Below are 23,646 nucleotides of genomic sequence, written 5' to 3'. Positions count from 1 at the left end.
CGCGCGAACCACGGTTTTGCAGGCGAATTCAACGCACACACACTCCCTGGCAACCGGCGCGGCCGGTGGTATCTGACTGGAACTCACATATGGCGAAGATTGTATTCGGGATGGCGGTGCCGCATAGCGGCATGCTTGGACAAGCCCCGGAGGACTGGCTGAAAAACGGCGAGCGAGACCGCGGCAATCCGGAACTCTGGTATCGCAACCGCACGTGGACCTATCCCGAACTGGAAGCGCATCGCGAAGCGGCGTTCGAGAAATTCCTGACGCTCGAAGAGCGCACCGCGCGCGCCGCGCGCTGCCGCGCCGCGCTCGATGCGATGGCCGCGGCCTATCGCGAAGCGCGCATCGACGTGGCGATCATTCTGGGCAAGGACCAGAAGGAAATCTTCACCGACTTTTCGCCCTCCATCGCCATCTACAGCGGCGAGGACGTGCACAACGGGCCGCCGCAGCGCGCGGTCTATGCGCCGGACCGTCACGTCACGCACCGGTGCCACCCCGAACTGGCGGCCTATCTGATCGACCGCTTCCAGAGCGAAGGCTTCGATCTGACCGATCTCTTTACGTGGCCCGACAACGTGTGGATGAAGCCGCTGCCCGACTATCCGGTGGTGCCGCACGCTTATAGCTTCGTCTATCACCAGATCATGGACGACAACCCGCCGCCGCACGTCCCGATCATCATGAACTGCTTCTACCCGCCGACGCAGCCTTCTATGTCGCGCTGCATCGAGTTCGGACGCGTGCTGCGCGACGCCATCAACGCGTGGCCCGAAAACGTGCGCGTGGGGATCTTCGCGTCCGGCGGCCTCTCGCATTTCGTCAACGACGAGGAATTCGATCACCGCATCATGAAGATGCTGGCCGACTACGACTACGACGGGCTCGCCGCCGTGGACGAGCGCTCGTACCAGTCGGGCACGTCCGAAATCAAGCTCTATGTGAGCGTCATGAAGGCCGTGCAGGAAACGGGCGCGCAGATGACGCTCGTGGACTACGTGCCCTGCTGGCGCACACCCGCCGGCACCGGCGAGGGCATGGGCTTCATGTACTGGAAGGCCGCCGACTGAGCGGGCCCTGAACACCTGGCTATCAGAGAATCAGAGAATCAGAGAGAAAGACTATGAGCGACACGCGCCTTAACAGCATCATTCGCGCCTTCGAATCCGGCAAACCTGCGTTTGCGGCGTTTTCGAAGCTGGACAAGCAGGCCGCCATCGAAATGAGCGATGCGCCCTATGAGGGCGTCGTCTTCGAGATGGAGCACAATCCCTACGACGTCGCCGCATTCGGCGACGCGCTGCAGTACATGCTGAACCGCAAGACGATTGCCGAATCGGGCTCGGTCGCGCCGCGCGTCACGCCGATCGCGCGCATTCCGGCGAATGGCGCGGAAATGAACCAGTCCTTCGCGAAGCAGGTGCTCGATCGCGGCGCGTATGGCGTGGTGTGGCCGCACGTTTCGACGGCGGAGCAGGCCTACAACGCGGTGGCCTCCTGCCGTTATGCGCGGCCGAAGGACGCGCCGCTCTACGAGCCGAAGGGCGTGCGCGGCGACGGTCCCGCCACGGCCTCGCGCTACTGGGGCTTGAGCATGGCCGACTACTACAAGAAAGCCGACGTCTGGCCGCTGGCCCCGCAGGGCGAGATCCTGGTCGGGCTGATGTGCGAGAGCACCGAGGCGATCGACAACCTCGACGATATGCTTTCGAATGTGCCCGGCATCGGTTTCATCCTGATCGGCGAGGGCGACCTGAGCCAGCAACTGGGCTATCCGCGCGACTACGAGCACCCCGTCGTGCAAGACGCGATGCGCCGGATCGTGGCGATCTGCCACAAGCACAACGTCGTGGTGGGCAATCCGCACGTCACGGCCAAGAATCACAAGCGCCTGATCGAAGAGGGGTATCGCTTCCTGATGTCGGCGCCGATGCGCAGTTACGGTGTCGTCGGCATGGCGCGCGAGATGGCGGGCTACTAAATGAACGGCGCCGAAAGCCTCGTCGCTACCCTTGTCGATCGGGGCGTCGACATCTGCTTTGCCAATCCCGGCACGTCCGAAATGCACTTTCTGGCGGCGCTCGAGAACCCGAGGATGCGCAGCGTGCTGTGCCTGTTCGAAGGCGTGGCGACCGGCGCCGCCGACGGCTGGTATCGCATGAAGGACTCGCCGGCTTCGACGCTGCTCCATCTCGGGCCGGGGCTCGCGAACGGGCTCGCCAATATCCACAATGCGAAGCGTGCCTCGTCGGGCATGGTCAACATCATCGGCGAGCATTCCACTTCGCACCTCAAATACGATCCGCCGCTTACTTCGGATATCGAAGGACTGGCGCGGCCATTGAGCCACTGGGTGCGGCGCGCCGACTCGGCGAGCGCGATTGCGTGGGATGCCGCGCAGGCGGTGGCCAGGGCATCCGAACATCCGGGCCAGATTGCGACGCTGATTCTGCCGGGCAACACGTCGTGGGAAGAGGCGGGCGCGACGATCGCACCGCCGGTCGAGCACGCCACGCGCAAGACGCCGGACGCCGCGCGTATCGAGCACGTTGCGCGCGTGCTGCGCTCGGGCGAGCCGACGCTGATCATCCTCGGCAACAAGGCGACGCGCGGCCGGGCACTGGAGCGTGCGGGCAGGGTGGCGGCCGCCACCGGCGCGCGGCTGGGTTCGCAGTTCTTCACGGCACGCATCGAGCGTGGCGCAGGGCGGGTGCCGATCGAACGGATTCCGTACGCCGTGGCGCCCGCGCGAGCCTTCCTGAAAGACTTTCGCCACATCGTCACGGTCGAGACAAAAGAGCCGGTCGCATTCTTTAGCTATCCGGATAAACCGAGCCTGCTCAAGCCGGAAGGCACGCTCGTGCATCCGCTCGTCGAGTCCGACGAAGACAGCGCGCTCGCGTTCGAGATGTTGCTTGAAGCGCTAGGCGCGGCAGCCACGGCACCCATGCTGCAACCGCGCGTGCAGACGCCCGCGCCGAGCGGCGCGCTCAATCCCGTCAGCATTGCGCATGCGCTGGCCGCGGCGCTGCCCGAGGACTGCATCGTCGTCGACGAGTCGCTCACCACGGGGCGCGAGACGATGGGCTACACGATGGGCGCGGCGCCGCACGACCTCATCAACAACATGGGCGGCTCGATCGGCTATGCGACACCGGTGGCGACCGGCGCGGCGCTGGCTTGCCCTGATCGGCGCGTGTTCTGCATGGTCGGCGACGGCAGCGCGATGTACACGATCCAGTCGCTCTGGACCCAGGCGCGCGAGGGGCTGAACATCACGACGATCGTCTTCGCCAACAATAGTTACGCAATCCTGAAGGCCGAGTACGCCAACATGGGCGCCGGCACGCCGGGGGAGCGCGCGCTTGCAATGATCGACCTGGAGCGCCCCCGTATCGACTGGCAGGCCATGGCAAAGAGCATGGGTGTGCCTGCCGTTGCGGTCGATACGGCCGAGGCGTTCTATCGCGCCATGGCCGATTCGGTGCGCGAGCCCGGTCCGCGGCTGATCGAAGTGCGGCTTTGATTCGCGCCGCTGGTTCAACCGATTCACACGATTCAAACGCTTTTGGCACAAGGAGTCTCACCCATGACAACGACGCTAACGGGCACGCCGGTATTGCGGACCAACCTGGCCGACTACGCGGTCACGAAGGCGATGAAGGACGGGCGAGTGACGTCCGATCTCGTCGCGCTCGACTACTGCGGGCCCACGCCGGCGCATAACGGCTTCAAGGCGATGGTGCGCGAAAACGCCTTCGAGGCGGGCGAACTGGCCATCGTCACCTTTCTGCAGGCCAAGGCCTACGGCAAGCCCTATGTGCTGCTGCCCACGCCCATTTCGGGGCGCTTCCAGCATCACTGCGCGGGCTACAACCTCGACTTCGGACATCTCGATCCCAAGGATATCGAGGGCAAGAAGGTCGGCGTGCGCACGTACACGCAGACCACGGCGCTGTGGATTCGCGGCATCCTGCGGCACGAGTACGGCGTGGATCTCGACAAGGTCACGTGGATGACGCTGGGCGACGGACATCTGGCCGAGTATAGCGATCCGCAGAATTGCGAGCGCCTGCCCAAAGGCTCGTCAATTCCGCAGAGGATGCTGGACGGCGAGCTGGCCGCCGCCCTGCTCGGCGAGGACATGCCGAAAGATCCGCGCGTGCGCACGCTCGTGCCCGACGCGCAGAACGCCGCGAAGGACTGGTTCGCGCGCGAGGGCGTCGTGCCGATCAACCACATGTTCGTGGTTCATGAGCAGGTTTCGAAGGAACGTCCCGATATCGTGCGCGAGCTGTACCGGATGATCGTCGAGAGCCGCTCGCTGGCCGAGGGCGTGCCCGCCGTGTTCCCGCCGATCGGGCTGGAGGCGAATCGCAAAGGCATTCAGCTGGCGATCGACTGGGCACTCGACCAGAAGATCATTCCGCGCCGCCTGTCGGTCGACGAATTGTTCGACGACGTGACGGGCAGTCTCGGCTGAGGGATTGTTCTGCCGGCGGCGCAACGCACCCGGCAGTTTTCCGTTCGCTCAAGCTACCCATAAAGATGGAGACAAGCACTGTGTATTGCCCGAATTCCCTGAAAACGTTATTGCCGTACCTGGCTGTCGTCGCTGCCGTGACCTGCGCGCCGGCCGGGGCCGGTGCGGCTGCCGCCAATGCCACAAAGGGCGACTTGCTCCTGTACCGCATCGGTCCGATGACCTCGGAACTGTATGTCGCCAATGCGGACGGCAGCGACGAACACCGCCTGTTCAAAGCCGACGGCTTCGACTATCACGCCTCCTTTTCGAAGGATGGCCAGTGGATCGTCTTCACGTCCGAGCGCAACGGACTCGGCCAGTCGAGCCTCTATCGCGTTCGCGTGGACGGCACGGGCCTGCAGCGGCTCACCCATCACATCGCCGTGAGCGATGCGGCCGTCTTTTCGCCGACCGACCCGAACATCGTCGCCTTCGTTTCGTCGCGCCGCGGCAAGGATCATTTCGGCACTACGAACGTCTGGACGCTGAACATCAAGACGGGCGCGCTGCACAACGTCACCGGCGACATCCCGTTCGATCCGGACAAGCCGCATAGTTTCTTCCGGCCTTCGTGGTCGCCGGACGGCAAGTGGATCGCGCTTTCCTCGGATCTCGGCACCGACTGGCGCGGCCATAATCTGCCGGTGGGCTGGGAGCGCACGCAGGAGACCAGCATCTACGTGATCCATCCGGACGGCTCCGGCTTCAAGGAGATCTCCACGCGCGCGGGTTTTACCGAGGGTTCGCCTTCGTGGTCGCCGGACGGCCAGCATGTGGTGTTCTACGAGGCGCCGGTGGAGGCGACGTGGGGCGCGCATCGTCCTGAACTGATCAACAAGGTGAGCTCGCAGATCGTGCAGGTGGATGTGGCGAGCGGCGAGCGCAAGGAGCTGACCGATAGCCCCGGCTTCAAGGTGTACCCGCAATACGTGAGCGCGACCAACGTGGCGTATCAGATCAAGGGCGGCGAGCACGAAGGCATCTACACGACCGACGGCTATTCGCGCTCGACGGCGGACAGCGGCATTCGCTCGCCCCGCTACACGGCGGACGGCAAGACGATGATCTACGAGAAGATCACGATGCGCCCGGTCCACCCGAACGGCACGCCGCTCTTCAGCTTCGATCCCGAGTGGAACTACCGCTTCATCGACGTGTTCCCGCAGCTCTCGCGCGACGGCAAGCAGCTCGTCTACACGGAAAAGATGGTCAACTCGTCGATCGCGGTCATGAACACCGACTTCACGGGCTATCGCCGCATTTACGATCCTGCCGCGAGCGGACTCGATCCGAAGATGATCGCGGCAGGTCTCGCGGGCGCATTCCAGCCGACGTGGTCGGCGGACCGCCAGTGGGTGGCCTTCGGTGTGGGTGGCTGGTTCTTCACGCGCGCGTACCAGCCGGGCCGTATCGCACGGATCAAGGCGGACGGCAGCATGGACGGCAAGGCGGAGTTTCTGACCGACGGGAAAGAAAATGCAGGATTCCCGAGTTATTCTCCGGACGGCAAGAAGCTGGTCTACCGCGTGTGGAGCGAGAGCGACAAGGGCTTGCGCATTCTCGACCTCGATACGCGCAGGACCACGGTCCTGACCGTCGAGCCCGACAACCTGCCGGGCTGGTCGCCGGACGGCAGCAAGATCGTGTTCACGCGCAAGGAGGTCAATCCGGACGACCCGAACAAGTTCCACTACGACGTGTACACGATCCGGCCGGATGGCTCGGACCTCAAGTGTCTGACGACGCCGGGTGCGAACCAGGGCCATGCGACCTGGACGTGGGACGGGCGTATCGCCTATAGCTCGGGTGTCTATGGCTTCCGCGACGAACTCTCGCTGTACGACAACACGTTCCAGCCCGATGGCCAGAACTGGGTGATGAATGCGGACGGCAGCGATCAGCGTGCGATCACGGATACGTTGTGGGAAGAGTCGATGCCGGTTTATGTGCCCAGGCAGTAGTCTGTTTTCTGCCGGGATGTAAAGAGGGCGCCGTGCGAAAGCACGGCGCCCTCTTTCACTTCGGGCCGTTGGTCAGCGCGCCATTGAATGTCGCCACACCTTCGTTGCTTGCCGGCGCCGCATGTGCCACGGCAGCGGCCAGGCTCATTGCTGAAATAATCGTACCAACCCGTGCCTTCTTCAACTTTCAATGGTGGCGTCGTTGACCTTCGGCGCCCACTCTCGCCGCAGCAGGATCACCGTACTCGTTGCGCCGAGCAGCAGGAATGCGAAGATCGCCGTCATCGGCAGCGTATAGCTTCCGCCTACGTGGAGCAGCCAGCCCGAAAGGCTGGCCGACACGCCGCCCGCGAGACTGGTGGCCACTTGCTGCAAGCCCGTGTTCAAACCGACGGCCTGGCTGGGGATCAGCGTCAGCTTGCACAGCGCGAGGTTATTGGCCGTGACGAGGCCGAGCAACGAGAGCGAGAGCACGTTCCAGAACAACGCCATGGCGGCCGAATGCGTCGAGGCGCCGAGCAGCACGGTGGTGGCGCCGATGAACCCGGTAACGATGAACGATTTGCGCACGGTGACAGCGTCGCCGCCGACGGAGATGATCCGGTCCGCGGCCCATCCCGCAAGCGCCGCCACGACCGCGATGCCGGCAAAGCTGATGAAGGTGTACACGCCCGACCTTTCGAGGGACAAGCCGCGTTGCTCGACCAGGTAGGCCGGCATCCAGGTCATGCAATAGAACGCGAAGTAGCTGTAGCAGAAGTTGTTGATCAGCCCGCCCCACACGACCGGGCTGGCCAGCAAGTTGCGTAGCGGTACGGAGGAAGCGCGGTGTACGGCCTTCGCCAGTTGCTCCCGCGTCGGATGATCGTTGCGCACCATCAGCAGCCAGGGCAGCAGCCAGATCAGCCCGACGAGCCCCGTCGCCACGAACATCGCCTTCCAGGAGTACGCGACGATCATCCATGCCGCGATCGGTGCGCCGAGCGCCGGCCCCATCTTGCCGCCGATCGAGAAAATGCCGAGCGCCGTGCCCTTTTGTGTTTCCTCGAAGTGGTTCGCAAGGTAGCGATAGGTGGCCGGGATCACGACGGACTCGGCAAGGCCGATGGCGAGCCGCACGACGACGAGCGCCGCGAGCGTCGTCACGAGCCCCGTTACGGCGGCCGCGATACACCAGAGTGCGAAGCAGGCGGCGTAGAGCCACTTCACGCCATAGCGGTCGACGAGCCAGCCCATGGGCATTTGCGCGAGACCGTAGGACCAGAAGACGGCCGAGTTGAGCCAGCCGCGCTCCACGCTCGTCAACGCGAACTCGTGAATGAAGTGCCTGTCGGCGAGTGCCGCGGACAGACTCGTTCGGTCGACGAAGGAAATCATGAGGCCTAGCGCGAGCAGCACGAGAACCCCCCAGGGGTTCTCCGCTACGGACTGCTTCGATTGAACTGTCTCCACCTATCTCTCTCTTTTAGTCCGACGCTTGCCGTGTGCCGATATCGTCAGCAGGGCCGCCCGGCGCGTTCGCTCAACCAGGCGGGCGCGCTTTGCAGCGCCACCGGACGCAGGAAGCGCTCCATCGCCGCGTAGCCCACGGAGGTCGTGAAGGGCTGCGTGGATGCCGGCCAGGGGCCGCCGTGCTGCTGGCTGCCCGTCACGGCCACGCCCGTGGGGACGCCGCCGAACAGCACGCGCCCGGCGATCTGCGCGGCGCGGCGCGCGACACGGCGCACATCGGGCGTTTCGTTTTCCGCACCCCACAGCGTGACCGTCAGGCTTCCGCCGACCGCGGTCAGCACGTCGACGATCTCGTCGAAGGAAGTCACGCGCACGAGCAGACAGGCAGGGCCGAACACCTCTTCGTGCAATGCGGCTTGCGCCACGAAGTCCTTTGCGGCGGTTCGGGCGAGCACCGGTCGCGGCGCCGCATGCTCGTCGCCGCTCGATTCGCCCGCCAGTATCGTTTGCACGCCGGGGGTACCGAGCAGACGCGCCGCACCGGCGTCGAAGTTGCGCTTCATGCCCGGCGTCAGCATTGCGTGCGGTTGCTTCGTCTGCAGCGCGCCGTGTAGCGCGGCTTCGAAGCGGTCGGCGTGCGCGCCCTCGAACAGGACGACGAGGCCCGGACTCGTGCAGACCTGCCCGCAGCCGAACTCGATGGAGGCCGCCAGAGCATGCGCCAGTTCCTCCGCCTGCGTGGCGAGTGCCGAGGGCAGGGCGACGACGGGATTGATCGAGCCCAGTTCGCCGTAGAACGGAATCGGCCGCACGCGCGCGTTCGCTTGCGCCCACAGTGCCGCGCCGCCCTTGAAGGAGCCCGTGAAGGCGACTGCCGCGATGTCCGGGTGACGTACGAGTTCGACGCCGACCTCGACGCCCGCGCCCTCCACCATGCCGAACAGGCCGGCGGGCAAATCCTGCTGCGCCAGCACCGCTTGGGCAAGCTTGAACACTTCGCGCGAGAGCCGCGGATGACCGGGGTGCGCTTTGGCCACCACCGGGCAGCCCGCGGCCAGTGCCGAGGCGGTATCGCCGCCGACGACGGAGAACGCGAACGGAAAATTGCTCGCCGAGAACATGGCCACCGGGCCGACCGGTATGCGCACGAGGGTCAGATGCGGGCGCCCCGCCGGTGGCGCGCCGGCAATCGCGGGATCGTCGGACCGCGCGAAGGCATGCCCGGCCTCCACGTGATCGGCGAAACCGCGCAGCTGAAATTGCGTGCGGTCGAGTTCGCCATTGAGCCTCGCGGGTCCTAGCGACGTCTCTTCGTCGGCGAGACGAACGAGCGCTTCGCGATTGGCGGCGAGAGCGCTGGCCAGTCCGCGCAAGAGCGTCGCCCGCGTTTGCGCCGACGACTGGGCCCAGTCGTCGGCAGTCTGGGCGGCCGCCGTCGCGGCAGCGTGGACCTGAGCGGCCGTGTGTTCCTGAATCTGCATTGGGACTCCAAAGAAATGAAAGGAAAGCTCGCGAGACGCGAGCGCCGGATCACGGAGCGGTTAGCTTTTCTCGCGCGGCGAGAGAGGGAAACAGCTTGATCCAGAGCGCGACGATCAGCAGGGTGGTCACGCCCCCGAGCACGACGGAGGGAACCGCGCCCAACCAGCCGGCCGTGACGCCGGACTCGAATTCGCCGAGCTGATTCGAAGCGCCGATAAAGATCGAATTGACGGCGCTGACGCGCCCGCGCATTTCGTTCGGCGTTTCGAGTTGAACCAGCGATTGGCGCACCACGACGCTGACCATGTCGAATGCGCCAGTCAGCGCGAGCGCGGCGAGCGACAACGGGAACGAGCGCGACAGCGCGAAAACGAGGGTTGCCAGCCCGTATAGCGCGACCGCGCCGAACATCAGCTTGCCGACGCGGCGCTGGATGGGGTGATGCGCAAGACGCAGCGAGACCAGCAGGGCGCCGACCGCCGGCGCCGATCTCAGCAGGCCGAGACCCCATGAACCGGTGTGCAGGACGTCGCGGGCGAAAACGGGCAGCAGCGCCGTCGCGCCGCCGAACAGGACTGCGAAGAGATCCAGCGAGATGGCGCCCAGCACCGCTTCGCGCTTCCAGATGAAGCCGATTCCCGCGAACAGGCTGGCGAGCGTCACGGGCTCGCGCAGAACGCGCACCGGTTCATGGCGGGTCAGGTAGATCATGGCCGCGGCGAACAGGCTGATCGCCGCGCACGTGCCGTAGACGCCGGCGGCGCCGGCCACGTACAGGAAGCCTCCGATTGCCGGGCCCACGATGGTGGCGAACTGCGTTCCGGTCGAATTGATGGCCAGCGCTCTCGGCAATGCGGACAGCGGAACGAGCATCGGCAGAAGCGCCTGCTGGGTGGGCATCTGGAACGCCTTTGCCGTGCCGAGGCACAGTGCGGCGAGCAGGATGACGTCCCGTCCCGCCCAGCCGCCCAGCGTGCTCGCGAGGAGCAGCCCTGCGATACCCGCCTGTGCCGCGAGGCAAGCCATCAGAATGCGGCGGCGGTCGTAGCGGTCGGCCACGTGACCCACCACGAGGCTGAGCGCGAGCGCCGGCACGAACTGCACGAGGCCAACCAGTCCGAGATAAAAGGCGCTGCGCGTGATGTCGTACATCTGCCAGCCGACGATCACCATGAGCATCTGGTTGGACAGCGTGGTCGCCACGCGGCTCAGAAAGAAGTAGCGGAACGATAAATTCTCGGGAACCGGGTTTGTCATCGGGGCCATGCACGGCAAACGGCAGACATCGTTCAGGAAGGCCTTAAACGATCAGTGGCGACCCATACGGCGGGTCGCCACTGATCGCGTTCAGAACGAGCGCTGCCTAGAAGTGAATTTCGGCCATCAACATCGGCGCAGAGGTGATAGTACCCGTGGTTTCGTTAGTGGGTGAACCGTACATGTGATACCAGTACTCATAGCCGACGCCCGCATAGACGGTGCGCGGATGGCCGGCGAATGAGCCGACATCGGCCAGCAGAGAGAGGCGCGTCAGGAACTCGGTGGTGGTCTGGACGCCGAAGCCGTCACGCCCCTTGGGGCCGGTCACGCTTGCGAAGCCGCGGAAAACGAGCGGCACGGGACCCACACGGAACGGATAGAGCCACGAGCTCTCGATGTGCCACGCCGGGTTGAAGTGTACGTCGACACCGGTAATCCCGTTGTGATTGCTCTCGGTGCGCACGCCGGCCGTGAGGTTCCAGTAACCGTGCGGAATGCTGAATTCGATTGTCGGTCCCGCCACGAGCATGCGTGCGCGCTCGCCGTAGGCGTCGTTCTTGGTGCCGAATTCGTAGCCGAGCGTGAGGCCGTAGTCGCGAATGAAGCCATAGCCGAGGTAGCGGCCGAGGATCTTGCCGGCGCTGAATTCGACACGGCCGATGCTGTATACCTCCTGGGCGCCGCCATTTTGCGGGCCGCCGGCTTCCGGATTGGCCGCGTTCGAAACGAGGTAGTCGACATTGAAGGCATAGCTGCCGTACTTGAAACCGCCGATAGTCGCGAGGTAGCCAATGTTCTGCATGACAGAAGAAGGCACGCCCGGATAGTGGAAGTCCGATCCCCAGCGATAGCCGATGAAGGTATCGTTCCACACGGCCGGCGGTTCGTTGGGTTCGCCTACGGTCTGCGGCGGCGCGGCGCCATTGGGATACGCCTGCTGGGTCTGCGGCGGTGCCGAGGCATTCGGTGCGGTGAGCACTTCTTCCGCGTGGCCGAACTGGTTCAAGCAGCAAAACAGGGTCGCGCCAAGAAGCGGCGCGCGCAACGCTACCGATATACTTTTCATGTCTCCGTCCAGTCTGGTTTTATGCTGATAGATAAGACGCGGTCGTTTCCCGACTCTCGATTGATGGTGACGAATGGTATGGGAAGGCAGGACGCCTGCCTCTACACAAAAATTAGATTCGCTGGCACTTTTCATCGCACGGCCAGGATGGCTCGCGAAAGCCATGAAACGATGTGGTCTCTTTTCTCTGGCCTCGCGAGAAGGTTATGATGGGACTCGATGAGGAGACGGCATGACACACCGCGCCATTGCGAAAGAGCCGCGCACGCGAGACGGCAAAGCGAAACGGATTACCGTGCCCAAGGTTCGTTTATATGTGGAGCGGCCCGAGCAGCAACACTGGTTCGTACACGTCGGACACGTCACCGACCGTGGCCGCTGGCGCACCGAACCGCACGCGCATCCTGCCTACGGGCAGGTGATTTTCGTGCGCAGCGGGCGCGGCGTCATGAATCTCGATGGGAGCAGCGTGCCGTTCGAGGGACCTTGTGCGTTGCTGCTGCCCACCGAATGCGTTCACGGCCTCGACTACGAAGTGGATGTCGACCGATGGGTCGTGACGATCGAGGAGTCCTATCTGACTCAGGTAAATGCCAAGCTCCACGAGTTCATCGGGCTTTGGGAATTGCCTCGCGTGATTCCGCTTTCCGGTTCGGCCGAGGCAGGCCTCGACTTCTACAGTCTCGTCGGAAAGCTCAAGCAGGAGGTCGAGTCGGAAGCCGTCGGCCGGGTGGTGGGAACGGAAGCGCTGCTCACGATGCTGTTGTTGATGCTGCTGCGCGAAGCGAGCCTGGATCCGGGCGGCAGCGAAGGCGAGACACGCAACGATATCCGGCTCGTAGACCGCTTCCGCAAGCTGATCGATCAGCACTATCGCGACAATCTCTCGTTGCAGGATTACGCGGCGATGATGGCGGTTTCCCCAGTGCAGCTGCGTGCGGCCTGCGCTTCCGCCGCGGAGCAAAATCCCACCAAAATGATCCACGCGCGCATCATTACCGAGGCGAAGCGCAATCTCATCTTCGGCAATATGTCCGTGGAGCAGATCGCCTTCGGGCTCGGCTTTGCCGATGCGGCGTATTTCACGCGTTTCTTTCGCAGGGAAGTCGGGCAAACACCGAGCCAGTTCCGCGCGGCCGCGCGACAGCAACCTCATCGCGGCGGCCCTTCGGATTAAAAAAGTCCCGGCGAATCGGACTTTTGTACAGGGACGCCCGGGTATGAAGCGAATACGCTTGATCCGGCTGTTCACGATAGCGGCGCATTGGCAAGCCGGGCATCGGAACGTGGAGTAGCGGTGCAGTCCTTTCCTGGAAGAATGCTGATGCGGTGCGGATTCGTTGTGGCAGTGATCGGGCTGGCAATGTCGGCGGTTTTTTACGGCGCGGGTAGCCGTGCCGCGACGTCGAGCGGAGATGCGCAAACGGAGTTCGTCTACGTCGGCACGCAGCAAGCCCAGATCCGTGCGCTGCGCCTCGATGCCGCTACCGGAAAACTGACGGAGATCGGCGCGGTCGCGGAAGGACCGAAGACCACATGGGTCGTGGCGCATCCGCAGTTGCCGGTGCTGTACGGTGTCGACGACGACAACGCGAGAGACGGCAGTATCACCGCCTATGCCGTGAATCGCGAGACGGGCGCACTCGACAAGATCAACGTGGTGGCTTCCGGGGGCAGGGGAACGACGAATCTGGTATTCGACCGGCCTTCGATGACCTTGCTCGCCGCCAACTACGCCAGCGGGTCCGTGTCGAGCGTCGCGATCAACGCGGATGGGAGCCTTGGCGCACGCGTGTCCACCGTCACGGAGACCGGCTCCGGACCGAACCGGCGGCAGGCGAGCGCGCATGCGCACAGTGCCGTCGTCGATCCGTCGGGCCGATACGCGCTGGTTCCCGATCTGGGTGCGGATCGCGTGTTTGTCTACCGCTTCGATCGGGCTACTCACGCACTGCTGGCGGGGGACGGGAACGACCCGGGCGCCTTTGTCGCGCCGCCGGGTAGCGGTCCCCGTCATATCCTCTTCGGCTCGAGCGGCGAGTTCGTTTATCTGCTCACCGAACTGAGTGCGGAAGTCATGGTTCTGCATTGGGACGCGGAGCAAGGGAGGTTGACGCTCGTGCAGTCGTTGCCGATCACGAGCCCCGGATTCGACGGCGCGAAGAGCGGCGCGGAAATCGCGCTCAGCCAGGATGGTCGCTTTGTCTATGTCGAAGACCGCGGCGAAAATGCACTCGTTGTCTATCGCGTGAACCCGCAGACGGGCGAGCTTGCGGCGATTCAGCGCACGTCCGCCGGCGGCGACCGGCCGTGGGGATTCGCGATCGATTCGTCAGGGAAGTGGCTGCTGGTCGCCAACCAGCGTAGCGGAAACGTGAGCGTGTTCAGCGTCGATCCCGTCTCCGGGAAGGTCGCCAATACAGGGGAATCCGTTGTGCTGCCGAGCCCGGTTAGTGTTGCCTTTGTGAAGTGACGCGCGTGCGTTGCGCTCGCTTGCGGACGGCGTCGAGCGGGCGGCCTGGTTCCGTATTTCAAGAATCCGAAGTAAATGGGCCGGCTTTCCCGACTCAATTGCCTGGTTATGCCAAGGAAGTAGGGATAGGCAAAGAAGGGGCCGTCTTCGAACGACCAGACTCCTCTCCTCGCGACAGTGGACCCGTGCAACCGCGCACGGGTCGTTCGCGGTGTTGCGGATTACCGTATTGCCAGGTATTGACGTAGAACTCGCCATCCGCTTGCCAGAATTGCTTGATGCGCGGTGCATAGAATGCGGCGGTGTTGAGCTTGTGTGCGAAGCGGTGACGGCGGGCGAGGGGGCCGGTGGCAGGAGAGCCGCGAATGTTGCGGTGGGACTTTTCGGCGAGAGAGATCGGGCCGGACATCCGGTGAACGGATGCTATAGACGAAAAAAAAGCACCGCGAACTCGCAAGTGCTTGATTTTCCTCACCCGAGGGTAAGTGGTAGGCCGTACGGGATTCGAACCTGTGACCAACGGATTAAAAGTCCGCTGCTCTACCAGCTGAGCTAACGACCCAAAAGAAGCGGGATTATAGCGCACGCTGAAAACAGCGTCAACCAAGTGAGGCGCAGAAAAACAAAGGCCCGGGATACACCGTATCCCGGGCCTTTCCTTTCACATGCGAGAGGCGCACTTTTCTGGTGTGCAACCACGGCGCGCGACAACTACCGTGTCCTGCGGCGCTTATCTGAGCTGTGACAGCTTGCTCTGCGCCTGCTGGGCGACATCCGAACTGCCGTACTGCGAAACGATCTGCTCGAGGGTGCGTTTGGCCGCTGCCTTTTGCCCCTGCTCGATCTGATTGTTCGCAATCGCAAGCAACGCCTCGGGCGCGCGCGGATGCTGCGGGTAGTTCTTGACCACGTTCTGCCACGCTGCTGTCGAACCCTTGTAGTCCTTCAGCGCATAGAGCGCGTTGCCGAGCCAGTATTGAGCGGTCGGCTGATAAGGACTCTGCGGGTACTTGGCAATGAAGCTGCGGAACGAATTGGCCGCGTTCTTGAAGTCGCCGTTGCGGAACTGCTCCGAAGCGGCGTTGAACGCATCCGTCTCACCCGGCTGCACGGTGCCTTGCATGCCATCCACGGTTTCCTGTTGCGGCTCGAACTTCTTCAAGCGCGTGTCCAGGTCCGTGTAGTAGTCCTTCTCTTGCTTCTGCACGGTGGCCAGCTGGTTCGCCATGTCCTCGTTCTGTCCGCGCAACGTCGCGACCTGCTGGTTCAGCTGGTCGATCTTGTTGGACTGATCGAGGATCGTGCGCTGCGCGGCGGACAGCTGGGTTGACAGACTGTCCGTCTTCGCCCGCAGGTCGAGAATCGCCTGGCGCGCCTGATCATCATCGAAGAGACCTGCGTGAGCGGGTATCGACGCGAACGCGATACCGGCCACGCAGGCTGCTGCGGCAGCCCGCAGCGGGGAGAAACGATGCGACATACGCCCCTTCAAATACGTCGATTACTGTTGATACACGAGGTCAGCACGGCGGTTCTGTGCCCACGATTCTTCGTCGTGGCCCGTCGCGACCGGCTTTTCCTTACCGAGGCTGACAGCTTCCATCTGCGAATCCGGCACGCCCATCAGCGAGAGGGCACGGCGGACAGCTTCAGCACGCTTCTGGCCCAGCGCCAGGTTGTACTCGCTCGTACCGCGCTCGTCGGTGTTGCCCTGGATCAGGACGTGACGTTCCGGGTGCGTCTTCAGGTATTGAGCGTGAGCTTGCAGCAGCGACTGATACTCGTCCTTGACGGCGTAGCTGTCGAAGTCGAAGTACACGCTGCGCTTGGCGAGCGGGCTGTTCGGGTTGTTCAGCTCGTCGACGTTCACCTGAGCGACCGCGTTCGGGTTCGGCTGCGTGTTCATTGCGCCGGCGTTCGGATTTTGTTCTTCCTTGACGCCCGACTTGCACGCAGCCAGCGCGCCAATCATCAAGACGGCCAGGGCCAGGCGGAATTTCTTCGACATCATTGTTACTCTCCTGAAGTGTTATTGCATGAAAGGGCCCCAAGACGGCTCGCGTACGCTGCCGCCCTGAACGGACAGGATTTGCCGCGTCCGACCGTCGGTCGATACAGCAGCCAGCACGCCACGGCCGTTCACCTGAGTGGCGTAAAGAATGTACTGACCATTCGCTGCGAAGCTTGGCGATTCGTCATGTGTCGTGTCGGTGAGCGGCGTGGCTACGCCAGATTGCAGATCTTGAATGTACAGCTTAAATCCGCCGCCCGTCCGCGAGATGTACGCGAGTTCTTTGCCGTCGGGGCTGATCCGCGGGCTCGTGTTGTAGCTGCCCGTGAACGTCACGCGCTGCGCGGCGCCGGCGCTTTCGCCCTGGGCCGGCATCTTGTAGATCTGGGGCTGGCCGCCGCGATCGCTCGTGAAGTAAATCGACTGGCCGTCAGGAGAGTAGGTGGGTTCGGTGTCGATCGTCGAGCCTTGCGAAAGGCGGCGCAGGCCGGAGCCGTCGGCATTGACGGCGAAGATCTGCGTGTTGCCCGTACGCGACAGCGCGACGGCGAGCGTGCGGCCGTCCGGCGACCAGGCGGGCGCCGAGTTGTTGCCCTTCTGGTCGGAAACGATCACGCGGCGACCGGTCGGCAGGTCATGCACGTAGACGATCGGCTTCTTCTTTTCGAAAGAAACGTAGGCAACCTTGGTCCCGTCCGGCGACCATGCCGGCGAGATGATCGGTTCGGGGCTCGACAGCGCGATGTGCGCATCCTGACCGTCGGAGTCCGAAATCTGCAACTGATAGCGGTTGCCCACCTTGATGACGTACGACAGGCGCGTCGCGAACACGCCGCGATCGCCAAGCAGCGTCTTGTAGATGTAGTCGGCCACTTTGTGCGCGCTCATGCGCAGGCCGCTCTCGGGGCTCACGAGCACGAGACCGCCGAGACTTTGGCCCTTGACGGTGTCGTACAGCTTGAAGCGCACTTCGTACTGGCCGTTCGCGAGCTTGTTGACGCTGCCGCCGACGAACGCGTTGGCGCCCTTGGCCTTCCAGGCGCCGAAATCGACAGGATCGTTTTCCGAAACGGGCGTGCTGCCCGCGTCGATGTTGCTGAACTTGCCGCTGCGCGCCAGATCCGCACGCACGATGGCGCTGACTTGCTGCGGCGAGTTCGCCTCGTTAGCGAAATTCGCCGTCGCGATCGGAAACTGGGTGGAGCCGATTCCCGTCACGAGGACGTTGAGTTGTGCATGTGCCGCACTGCCTGCCACGATGAGGCAGGACGCGACGAGGGTTCGCAGACCAAGCTTCGTCATCAAACTCATGCTGTGATGTTTCCCGAAAAAGCAATTTTGTAACATCGTGCAACAGCATAGAGACCCGAAATCGGTCGAATCGTTCCGCGATCCGCTGCTGCACGCCTGAGTTCCCGTACCCCTGAGGCCGCCCTTAACCTGCCGGGCGCAAAGTAATTGTAAAGTTCGAAGGCGTTTTGCCATTCGTGTCGAGCGGCATGGGATCCGACTGCTGGACCGCCCGCAACGCGGCGGCGTCCCACTGCGAATTCCCGCTGCTGCGTGTGATGACCGCCGAGAGCAACGTGCCCGTTGGCGCGCAATGCACGGCCACGACGGTTTCGAGGCCCTCTGTCCCGCCGGCCCAGATGATCTTGGGCCGCACGAGGCGTTGAACCTTCTCCGCATAACCCGCCGACGCCGCCGTGCCGCCTGCACCGCTGCCGTTGCCGCTCTTGGCGAGTCCGTTGCCGCTATCGCTCGATCCGCCGCCCATCGCCCCTTGCATCTGCGCGATACGCGCGCGACGCTCGGCGTCGAGCTTCTTCGCTTGCGCTTCGGCCTGCGCCTTGGCCTTGGCGGCGTCGGCTTTCTTCTGGGCGTCGAGTTGCGCCTGCTTTTGCTGGTCTTCGAGCTGTTGCTGCTTCTTCTGCGCTTCGAGTTGCTGCTGCTTGAGCTTGTCGGCCGCGGCCTGCTGATCCTGTTGCTGCTTGAGCTTCGCGGCCTTCTGCTGGGCGGCGAGCTGCGCCGCCTGTTGCGCCGCGAGCTGCTGCTGACGTTTCGCTTCGGCGTCCTCTCGTTGCTGTTCGAGCAGGCGCTGCTGTTCGGCGAGCTGCGCCTGACGCGCGGCTTCTTCCTGTTTGCGCTTTTGTTGCTGTAGCGCAATGTCGGCTTCTTCCGTCGGCTGCGGCGGGGCCGGCGCGACGGGAGCGGGCGGCGGCGCCGGCTGCGGCGTCGAAAGGTTGGGCACTTCGGTCCACAGTTCGGCTTCTTCGCCGGCTGGCGTGCTGTTCTGCCAATGGATGCCGTGATACAGGAACAATCCGAGCAGCACGTGCATCAGCACGGCGAGCATTAAAGCACGCAGCGTGCCGCGTTCGCGCGGGGGCTGAAGCGGATAGCTGAGATTCTTGCGGGTCATTGCGATTTGACGAGCAGTCCGACGCGTTTGACGCCTTGCGCCTTCAGATCGGACATTACATCCATCACCGTTTCGTACTTGACGGCCTTGTCGGCGGCGATCACGACCGGCTGGTCGGGATGGTCCTGCTCTCGCCCGCCGACGAAGGTAGTCAGGTCGGCTCGGGTCATGGTTTGCTGCTGCGTGGCGCCGGAGTCATCCTTGTAGCGTACGCTCAGATTACCGTCCGCGCGAATGTTGACCACGACGGGCGGGGTCTGCTGCTGTTGCGACGCGCCACCCACAGTGGGCAGATTGACGATCGACGGCGCCACGAGCGGGGCCGTCACCATGAAGATCACGAGCAGCACCAGCATCACGTCGATGTACGGCACGACGTTGATGTCGGCCATCGCGCGGCGCGAGCGGCTGCCGCGCATGCTCGAACGAACTGAGCCAGCCATCTTCGACTCCTTGAAGATTAGTGGGCCTGACGCTGCAGGATGTTCGAGAACTCTTCGATGAAGGTTTCGAAGCGGATTGCGAGGCGGTCGATATCGTGCGCGTAGCTGTTATAGGCGACGACAGCCGGAATCGCGGCGAAAAGACCGATTGCGGTGGCCGTCAGCGCTTCGGCGATGCCGGGCGCGACGTTCGCGAGCGTGGCCTGCTGCACGTTCGCGAGACCGCGGAATGCATTCATGATCCCCCAGACCGTGCCGAAGAGACCGATGTACGGGCTCACCGAACCGACGGATGCGAGGAACGAAAGGTTGGCTTCGAGCGCGTCCATTTCGCGCTGGAACGCCGCCCGCATCGCGCGGCGCGCGCCGTCGAGGACGGCGCCCGGATCCGTCATGCGCTTTTCCTTGGCCTTGAGAAATTCGCGCATGCCCGATTCGAAAATACGCTCGAGCGCGCCGATCGTGTGGCGGTTGTTCGCGGCGCTCTGGTAGAGCGCCTGCAAGTCGCCGCCCGACCAGAAGTCGCGTTCGAAACGTTCGGTCTGCGCGCGGGCGCGGCGGATCGCAAACCACTTGCGGAAGATGAAGGTCCAGGAAATCAGTGAGAGCAACAGGAGCAGTCCCATGACTGCCTGTGCCAGCACGCTCGCATTAAGAACGAGGGAAAGAATTGAAAAATCTTGCGTCGTGTTCATAGAGGTTCGTTGTAGCGTCCCGAAAGGGGCGAACGGCTGCAAGGCGTTGCGAGGATTTCCGTAGGCAAACAGAAATCTCCGGCGCCAGTGCGGCCGAACCCTGGTTGGTCCTGTTTTGACCGGCGCGAGTTCACTGGCGTCGTATCAACGGAAATTACTGCGCGGCCGTTGACACGGCCGTTGCAACTTTGACCGGTGCGCCGCGCAATAATGCCTCGCGCACGGGGTCCGGAATGGCGGCGGGGCGCAAGGTGGCGCCCTCGACACAGGCGACGCGAACGCTGCCTGCGGCGAGCAGCGTTTCGCCGCGCCACGCTTCCTGCACGAAATCGACCGACGCGCGGCCGAGTTTCTCGATCCTTGTCGCGATCGTGACAATGTCGTCGAGGCGCGCAGGCGCACGGTAGTCGAGCGCCGTGCGGCGCACCACGAAGAGCACGCCGGCTTCCTCGGCGAGGCGGCGCTGATCGACGCCGCACGCGCGCAGCCATTCGGTCCGCGCGCGCTCGAAGAACTTGAGGTAGTTCGCGTAGAACACGATGCCGCCGGCGTCGGTGTCCTCGTAGTACACGCGAACCTGCCACTCGAAGCCCCGCTCGTCCGGGCGCGGGGCGGTGCCCGTCTGGCTCGTGCGTTTTTCCATGCCGCGCATTCTACCGGAACGCGCATCCCCACTGACTTTCGTTCGCCTGACGGTGCCGCAGGCGGTTGGGCCGGGCGGGGCCTCAGCCGCGATGCTCAGCCGCGATGGATAGTCAGGCCCGCGAAGGACTGCGCAACCGGCATCAGCTCGATCGTGTTGATGTTCACGTGCGCGGGGCGCGTGGCGATCCAGTAGATCGAGTCGGCAATGTCTTCGGCCGTGAGCGGCTCCACGTCCTTGTATACGTTGGCGGCCTTGGCGTCGTCGCCGCGGTAGCGCACGTTCGAGAATTCGGTGCCCCCGCACAGGCCCGGCTCGATATCCGTCACACGCAGCGCGGTGCCCGCCAGGTCCGCGCGCAGGTTCAGGCTGAACTGGCGTACGAAGGCCTTGGTGGCGCCGTACACGTTGCCGCCCGGATACGGCCAGCGGCCGGCCACGGAACCCAGATTGAAGATGTGGCCGCGGTTGCGCTCGACCATACCCGGCAGGAAGGCGCGCGTGACCTGCACGAGGCCCGTGCAATTGGTCTCGATCATGGTTTCCCACTCGTCGAGATCGGCCCTCTGGGCGGGCTCTACGCCGAGCGCGAGGCCGGCGTTGTTGACGAGCACGTCCACGGCGGCGAATTCGGCCGGCAGGGCGGCCGGCGCGGCTTCCACGGCGGCGCGATTGCGCACGTCGAGTTCGAGCGGCAGCAGGGCGTCGCCGAGTTCGGCGGCGAGGGCGTCGAGACGGTCCTTGCGGCGGGCGGTTGCGACGACGCGGTGGCCGCCCTTCACGAAGGCGCGAGCGATGGCGGTGCCGAAGCCTGCGGAGGCGCCGGTGACGAAGACGATCATGGTTGCTCCCTGGTCGGTGGGTGGCAGAGAAAGGGTCAAGCCTACTTCCATTGCGGCGCTGCGGCAAGAAAGCACCCAGAAACTCGGGGACAGAACCGCTGCGGCCCGGCTGGGCGGGCTTTGCGGCCGGCGGTAGCCCGGCCGGCTGCCCCGTCGGTTGCCTATTCCCGGCGCATCCAATACACTAACGCGCTCAATCCCTGCGTGACTGGCGATAGGGTTCCCGAATCGTAAAAGCTGTGGCGACGACAGCGGTAGCGTCGAGTGCGGCCGGAAGCGCGGCCGGATCGGGAGCTCAAGGTGGAACGACCCACCGTGAAGCGCAGGGTGCCGTTTTGCCGTTCGCCTGGGCAGCCAAGATCCGCGCGCTTCTTTCAGCGCTGCACGGGCTGTCCTGCCTCGCGTGTGCGGCACCTCCTTCCGCCACGTCAAGGCTCGTCTTCCTGCCAGCAGCGCCGCGTACCAGCTACGCGTTCCGCGCGAGACCCGGTCAACCTGAACACACTTAACGGAATCCGTATGTTTGACAGAGCCGAAAGCACCATCGCCAAAGTCGATCCCGAACTCTTCAAGGCTATTGAACTCGAGAACCGCCGTCAGGAAGAGCACATCGAGCTGATCGCTTCCGAAAACTACACCAGCCCGGCCGTGATGGCCGCGCAGGGCTCGCAGCTCACCAACAAATACGCCGAAGGCTATCCCGGTAAGCGCTATTACGGCGGCTGCGAAAACGTGGATATCGTCGAACAGCTCGCGATCGACCGCGTGAAGGAGCTGTTCGGCGCCGAAGCCGCGAACGTGCAGCCGAACTCGGGCTCGCAGGCGAATCAGGGCGTGTTCTTCGCCGTGCTCAAGCCGGGTGACACCATCATGGGCATGAGCCTCGCCGAAGGCGGCCACCTCACGCACGGCATGGCGCTCAACATGAGCGGCAAGTGGTTCAACGTCGTGAGCTATGGCCTCGACGCCCAGGAAGACATCGATTACGACGCGCTCGAAAAGCGCGCGCATGAAGCCAAACCGAAGCTGATCATCGCGGGTGCTTCGGCATTTGCGCTGCGTATCGACTTCGAGCGCATCGCCAAGGTTGCCAAGGCCGTTGGCGCGTACTTCATGGTCGACATGGCGCACTACGCGGGCCTGATCGCCGCGGGTGTCTACCCGAACCCGGTGCCGCACGCCGACTTCGTCACCACGACCACGCACAAGAGCCTGCGCGGTCCGCGCGGCGGCGTGATCCTGATGAAGGCGGAGTTCGAGAAGCAGATCAATTCCGCCATCTTCCCGGGCATCCAGGGCGGTCCGCTCATGCATGTGATCGCGGGCAAGGCCGTGGCGTTCAAGGAAGCGCTCTCGCCGGAATTCAAGACCTACCAGCAGCATGTGGTGGAGAACGCACGTGTGCTGGCGGAAACGCTCGTCAAGCGTGGCCTGCGCATCGTCTCGGGCCGCACGGAAAGCCATGTGATGCTGGTGGATCTGCGCGCCAAGCACATCACCGGCAAGGAAGCCGAGCGCGTGCTGGGCGAAGCGCATATCACCGTGAACAAGAACGCGATTCCGAACGACCCGGAAAAGCCGTTCGTGACGAGCGGCATCCGCCTCGGTTCGCCGGCCATGACGACCCGCGGCTTTGGCGTGAAGGAAGCCGAGCAGGTGGGCAACCTGATCGCCGACGTGCTCGACAACCCGGCAGACGCCGCGACGATCGAGCGCGTGCGCGCGCAGGTCGCCGAGCTGACGAAGCGCTTCCCGGTTTACCGCTAAGCCGCGCGCCGACCCAGCATGCGTTGCCCCTTCTGCCGGCACGAAGACACGCAAGTGGTTGACTCGCGTGTGTCCGAAGACGGCGCCGCAATCCGGCGCCGACGTCGCTGCCCGGCCTGCGACAAGCGTTTTACGACGTACGAGCGGGTCGAGCTGGCGATGCCGTCGGTCGTGAAGAAGGACGGCAGCCGCACGGAATTCGACCGCCGCAAGATCGCGGCCAGCATGCAACTGGCGCTGCGCAAGCGCCCGGTTGCGGCCGACGCGATCGATGCGGCGGTGGCCCGCATCGAATATCAACTGCTTGGCAGCGGTGAGCGTGAGGTGCGCAGCGAGCGCCTTGGCGAGCTGGTCATGGCCGAGTTGCGCGAACTCGACAAGGTTGCGTTCGTGCGTTTCGCTTCCGTATACCGGCGCTTCGAGGATGTCTCCGAATTCGAGGACGTGATCGAGGAGTTCCGCCGCAGCAGCAGTGCCGGCACGCCGCCGCGCAAACGCTGAGTTCTTCCGCATTTCCCTTCCCCTCTTTCGTAGCCGTTCGTGACGCAGGGATTGTCGCGAACGGGTGCGCCTCGTACCACCTGGCCGTTCGGCCGAT

Annotated in this window: 21 protein-coding genes, 1 tRNA gene and 1 riboswitch; of the genes, 9 read left to right on the top strand and 13 right to left on the bottom strand. The window is 64.0% G+C overall.

Going from position 1 to position 23,646, the window contains the following annotated elements:
- The first annotated feature begins 89 nt into the window (after positions 1-89).
- The 5 genes from BAC01S_RS07585 to BAC01S_RS07565 all read left to right on the top strand — a co-directional run bounded on the left by BAC01S_RS07585 (position 90) and on the right by BAC01S_RS07565 (position 6,492).
- Positions 90-1,076, top strand: a complete 987-nt coding sequence (locus tag BAC01S_RS07585) for a DODA-type extradiol aromatic ring-opening family dioxygenase (RefSeq protein ID WP_027794216.1) — start codon at positions 90-92, stop codon at positions 1,074-1,076.
- 53 nt (positions 1,077-1,129) lie between these two features.
- Positions 1,130-1,987 carry an HpcH/HpaI aldolase family protein gene (locus BAC01S_RS07580; RefSeq protein WP_027794215.1) on the top strand — a complete coding sequence of 286 codons (858 nt, stop codon included), beginning with the start codon at positions 1,130-1,132 and terminating at the stop codon, positions 1,985-1,987.
- Positions 1,988-3,532 (top strand): acetolactate synthase large subunit, encoded by a 1,545-nt coding sequence (locus BAC01S_RS07575; RefSeq protein WP_027794214.1) that lies wholly within the window; start codon positions 1,988-1,990, stop codon positions 3,530-3,532.
- A 63-nt stretch (positions 3,533-3,595) separates the two neighbouring features.
- Positions 3,596-4,489, top strand: coding sequence for a type 2 periplasmic-binding domain-containing protein (locus tag BAC01S_RS07570; protein WP_027794213.1), 894 nt, complete (start codon positions 3,596-3,598; stop codon positions 4,487-4,489).
- Between the two features lie 218 nt (positions 4,490-4,707).
- A complete protein-coding gene (locus tag BAC01S_RS07565) occupies positions 4,708-6,492 on the top strand; it encodes a hypothetical protein (protein ID WP_245616531.1) in 1,785 nt (594 codons plus the stop codon).
- 180 nt (positions 6,493-6,672) lie between these two features.
- Here the strand turns inward: BAC01S_RS07565 and BAC01S_RS07555 are convergent, their stop codons facing one another.
- From BAC01S_RS07555 to BAC01S_RS30605, 4 genes are all read right to left on the bottom strand, one after another.
- Positions 6,673-7,944, bottom strand: a complete 1,272-nt coding sequence (locus tag BAC01S_RS07555; protein WP_027794211.1) for an MFS transporter — start codon at positions 7,942-7,944, stop codon at positions 6,673-6,675.
- A gap of 44 nt (positions 7,945-7,988) precedes the next feature.
- Positions 7,989-9,425, bottom strand: coding sequence for an aldehyde dehydrogenase (NADP(+)) (locus BAC01S_RS07550; RefSeq protein WP_027794210.1), 1,437 nt, complete (start codon positions 9,423-9,425; stop codon positions 7,989-7,991).
- A gap of 49 nt (positions 9,426-9,474) precedes the next feature.
- The gene (locus BAC01S_RS07545) at positions 9,475-10,683 is read right to left on the bottom strand and encodes an MFS transporter (protein WP_084168331.1); all 1,209 of its coding nucleotides are present in this window, start codon (positions 10,681-10,683) and stop codon (positions 9,475-9,477) included.
- A gap of 106 nt (positions 10,684-10,789) precedes the next feature.
- A complete protein-coding gene (locus BAC01S_RS30605; protein ID WP_156954344.1) occupies positions 10,790-11,752 on the bottom strand; it encodes a hypothetical protein in 963 nt (320 codons plus the stop codon).
- Between the two features lie 232 nt (positions 11,753-11,984).
- Between BAC01S_RS30605 and BAC01S_RS07535 the strand changes: the two genes are divergently transcribed.
- Complete coding sequence (locus tag BAC01S_RS07535) at positions 11,985-12,929, top strand: helix-turn-helix domain-containing protein (protein ID WP_027794208.1); 945 nt, start codon at positions 11,985-11,987, stop codon at positions 12,927-12,929.
- 186 nt (positions 12,930-13,115) lie between these two features.
- Positions 13,116-14,225: a lactonase family protein gene (locus tag BAC01S_RS07530; protein ID WP_084168378.1), complete on the top strand. Its 1,110-nt coding sequence runs from the start codon at positions 13,116-13,118 to the stop codon at positions 14,223-14,225.
- Between the two features lie 486 nt (positions 14,226-14,711).
- Here BAC01S_RS07530 and BAC01S_RS07525 read toward each other — a convergent pair.
- From BAC01S_RS07525 to ydfG, 9 genes are all read right to left on the bottom strand, one after another.
- Positions 14,712-14,787 (bottom strand) — tRNA-Lys (locus tag BAC01S_RS07525).
- A gap of 168 nt (positions 14,788-14,955) precedes the next feature.
- On the bottom strand, positions 14,956-15,705 hold the full coding sequence (ybgF, locus tag BAC01S_RS07520; RefSeq protein ID WP_027794206.1) for a tol-pal system protein YbgF: 750 nt from the start codon (positions 15,703-15,705) through the stop codon (positions 14,956-14,958).
- A 21-nt stretch (positions 15,706-15,726) separates the two neighbouring features.
- The gene (gene pal, locus BAC01S_RS07515) at positions 15,727-16,236 is read right to left on the bottom strand and encodes a peptidoglycan-associated lipoprotein Pal (RefSeq protein WP_027794205.1); all 510 of its coding nucleotides are present in this window, start codon (positions 16,234-16,236) and stop codon (positions 15,727-15,729) included.
- An 18-nt stretch (positions 16,237-16,254) separates the two neighbouring features.
- Positions 16,255-17,547: a Tol-Pal system beta propeller repeat protein TolB gene (gene tolB, locus BAC01S_RS07510; protein WP_027794204.1), complete on the bottom strand. Its 1,293-nt coding sequence runs from the start codon at positions 17,545-17,547 to the stop codon at positions 16,255-16,257.
- Positions 17,548-17,671: 124 nt separating this feature from the next.
- Positions 17,672-18,658 carry a cell envelope integrity protein TolA gene (gene tolA / locus BAC01S_RS07505; RefSeq protein ID WP_027794203.1) on the bottom strand — a complete coding sequence of 329 codons (987 nt, stop codon included), beginning with the start codon at positions 18,656-18,658 and terminating at the stop codon, positions 17,672-17,674.
- Complete coding sequence (gene tolR / locus BAC01S_RS07500; RefSeq protein WP_027794202.1) at positions 18,655-19,101, bottom strand: protein TolR; 447 nt, start codon at positions 19,099-19,101, stop codon at positions 18,655-18,657. Before tolR ends, tolA begins: the two co-directional genes overlap by 4 nt.
- 17 nt (positions 19,102-19,118) lie before the next feature.
- A complete protein-coding gene (gene tolQ, locus BAC01S_RS07495) occupies positions 19,119-19,796 on the bottom strand; it encodes a protein TolQ (protein WP_027794201.1) in 678 nt (225 codons plus the stop codon).
- Positions 19,797-19,950: 154 nt separating this feature from the next.
- On the bottom strand, positions 19,951-20,448 hold the full coding sequence (gene ybgC / locus BAC01S_RS07490) for a tol-pal system-associated acyl-CoA thioesterase (RefSeq protein ID WP_027794200.1): 498 nt from the start codon (positions 20,446-20,448) through the stop codon (positions 19,951-19,953).
- Between the two features lie 86 nt (positions 20,449-20,534).
- Positions 20,535-21,281 carry a bifunctional NADP-dependent 3-hydroxy acid dehydrogenase/3-hydroxypropionate dehydrogenase YdfG gene (gene ydfG / locus BAC01S_RS07485; RefSeq protein WP_027794199.1) on the bottom strand — a complete coding sequence of 249 codons (747 nt, stop codon included), beginning with the start codon at positions 21,279-21,281 and terminating at the stop codon, positions 20,535-20,537.
- A 194-nt stretch (positions 21,282-21,475) separates the two neighbouring features.
- Positions 21,476-21,640: riboswitch (ZMP/ZTP riboswitch) on the top strand.
- A gap of 160 nt (positions 21,641-21,800) precedes the next feature.
- Here ydfG and glyA point away from each other — a divergent pair.
- Both glyA and nrdR read left to right on the top strand, forming a co-directional pair.
- Positions 21,801-23,048: a serine hydroxymethyltransferase gene (glyA, locus tag BAC01S_RS07480; protein WP_027794198.1), complete on the top strand. Its 1,248-nt coding sequence runs from the start codon at positions 21,801-21,803 to the stop codon at positions 23,046-23,048.
- A gap of 18 nt (positions 23,049-23,066) precedes the next feature.
- Complete coding sequence (gene nrdR / locus BAC01S_RS07475; RefSeq protein ID WP_027794197.1) at positions 23,067-23,549, top strand: transcriptional regulator NrdR; 483 nt, start codon at positions 23,067-23,069, stop codon at positions 23,547-23,549.
- Positions 23,550-23,646 lie beyond the last annotated feature (97 nt).

The sequence above is a fragment of the Paraburkholderia acidipaludis NBRC 101816 genome (genome assembly GCF_000684975.1).
GTDB classification, from domain to species: Bacteria; Pseudomonadota; Gammaproteobacteria; order Burkholderiales; family Burkholderiaceae; genus Paraburkholderia; species Paraburkholderia acidipaludis.
Note: the sequence above shows the minus strand (reverse complement) of the source record. Positions and strands in the feature narration are given on the sequence as shown.

Coding starts and splice junctions, on each gene's coding strand:
- BAC01S_RS07535 (WP_027794208.1), top strand. CDS start 11,985: ATGACACACCGCGCCATTGCGAAAGAGCCGCGCACGCGAGACGGCAAA.
- ybgC (WP_027794200.1), bottom strand. CDS start 20,448: ATGCGCGGCATGGAAAAACGCACGAGCCAGACGGGCACCGCCCCGCGC.
- BAC01S_RS07575 (WP_027794214.1), top strand. CDS start 1,988: ATGAACGGCGCCGAAAGCCTCGTCGCTACCCTTGTCGATCGGGGCGTC.
- glyA (WP_027794198.1), top strand. CDS start 21,801: ATGTTTGACAGAGCCGAAAGCACCATCGCCAAAGTCGATCCCGAACTC.
- BAC01S_RS07550 (WP_027794210.1), bottom strand. CDS start 9,425: ATGCAGATTCAGGAACACACGGCCGCTCAGGTCCACGCTGCCGCGACG.
- ybgF (WP_027794206.1), bottom strand. CDS start 15,705: ATGTCGCATCGTTTCTCCCCGCTGCGGGCTGCCGCAGCAGCCTGCGTG.
- tolA (WP_027794203.1), bottom strand. CDS start 18,658: ATGACCCGCAAGAATCTCAGCTATCCGCTTCAGCCCCCGCGCGAACGC.
- pal (WP_027794205.1), bottom strand. CDS start 16,236: ATGATGTCGAAGAAATTCCGCCTGGCCCTGGCCGTCTTGATGATTGGC.
- BAC01S_RS07585 (WP_027794216.1), top strand. CDS start 90: ATGGCGAAGATTGTATTCGGGATGGCGGTGCCGCATAGCGGCATGCTT.
- BAC01S_RS07580 (WP_027794215.1), top strand. CDS start 1,130: ATGAGCGACACGCGCCTTAACAGCATCATTCGCGCCTTCGAATCCGGC.
- tolB (WP_027794204.1), bottom strand. CDS start 17,547: ATGAGTTTGATGACGAAGCTTGGTCTGCGAACCCTCGTCGCGTCCTGC.
- nrdR (WP_027794197.1), top strand. CDS start 23,067: ATGCGTTGCCCCTTCTGCCGGCACGAAGACACGCAAGTGGTTGACTCG.
- tolQ (WP_027794201.1), bottom strand. CDS start 19,796: ATGAACACGACGCAAGATTTTTCAATTCTTTCCCTCGTTCTTAATGCG.
- BAC01S_RS30605 (WP_156954344.1), bottom strand. CDS start 11,752: ATGAAAAGTATATCGGTAGCGTTGCGCGCGCCGCTTCTTGGCGCGACC.
- BAC01S_RS07565 (WP_245616531.1), top strand. CDS start 4,708: ATGACCTCGGAACTGTATGTCGCCAATGCGGACGGCAGCGACGAACAC.
- tolR (WP_027794202.1), bottom strand. CDS start 19,101: ATGGCTGGCTCAGTTCGTTCGAGCATGCGCGGCAGCCGCTCGCGCCGC.
- BAC01S_RS07530 (WP_084168378.1), top strand. CDS start 13,116: ATGTCGGCGGTTTTTTACGGCGCGGGTAGCCGTGCCGCGACGTCGAGC.
- BAC01S_RS07570 (WP_027794213.1), top strand. CDS start 3,596: ATGACAACGACGCTAACGGGCACGCCGGTATTGCGGACCAACCTGGCC.
- BAC01S_RS07545 (WP_084168331.1), bottom strand. CDS start 10,683: ATGACAAACCCGGTTCCCGAGAATTTATCGTTCCGCTACTTCTTTCTG.
- ydfG (WP_027794199.1), bottom strand. CDS start 21,281: ATGATCGTCTTCGTCACCGGCGCCTCCGCAGGCTTCGGCACCGCCATC.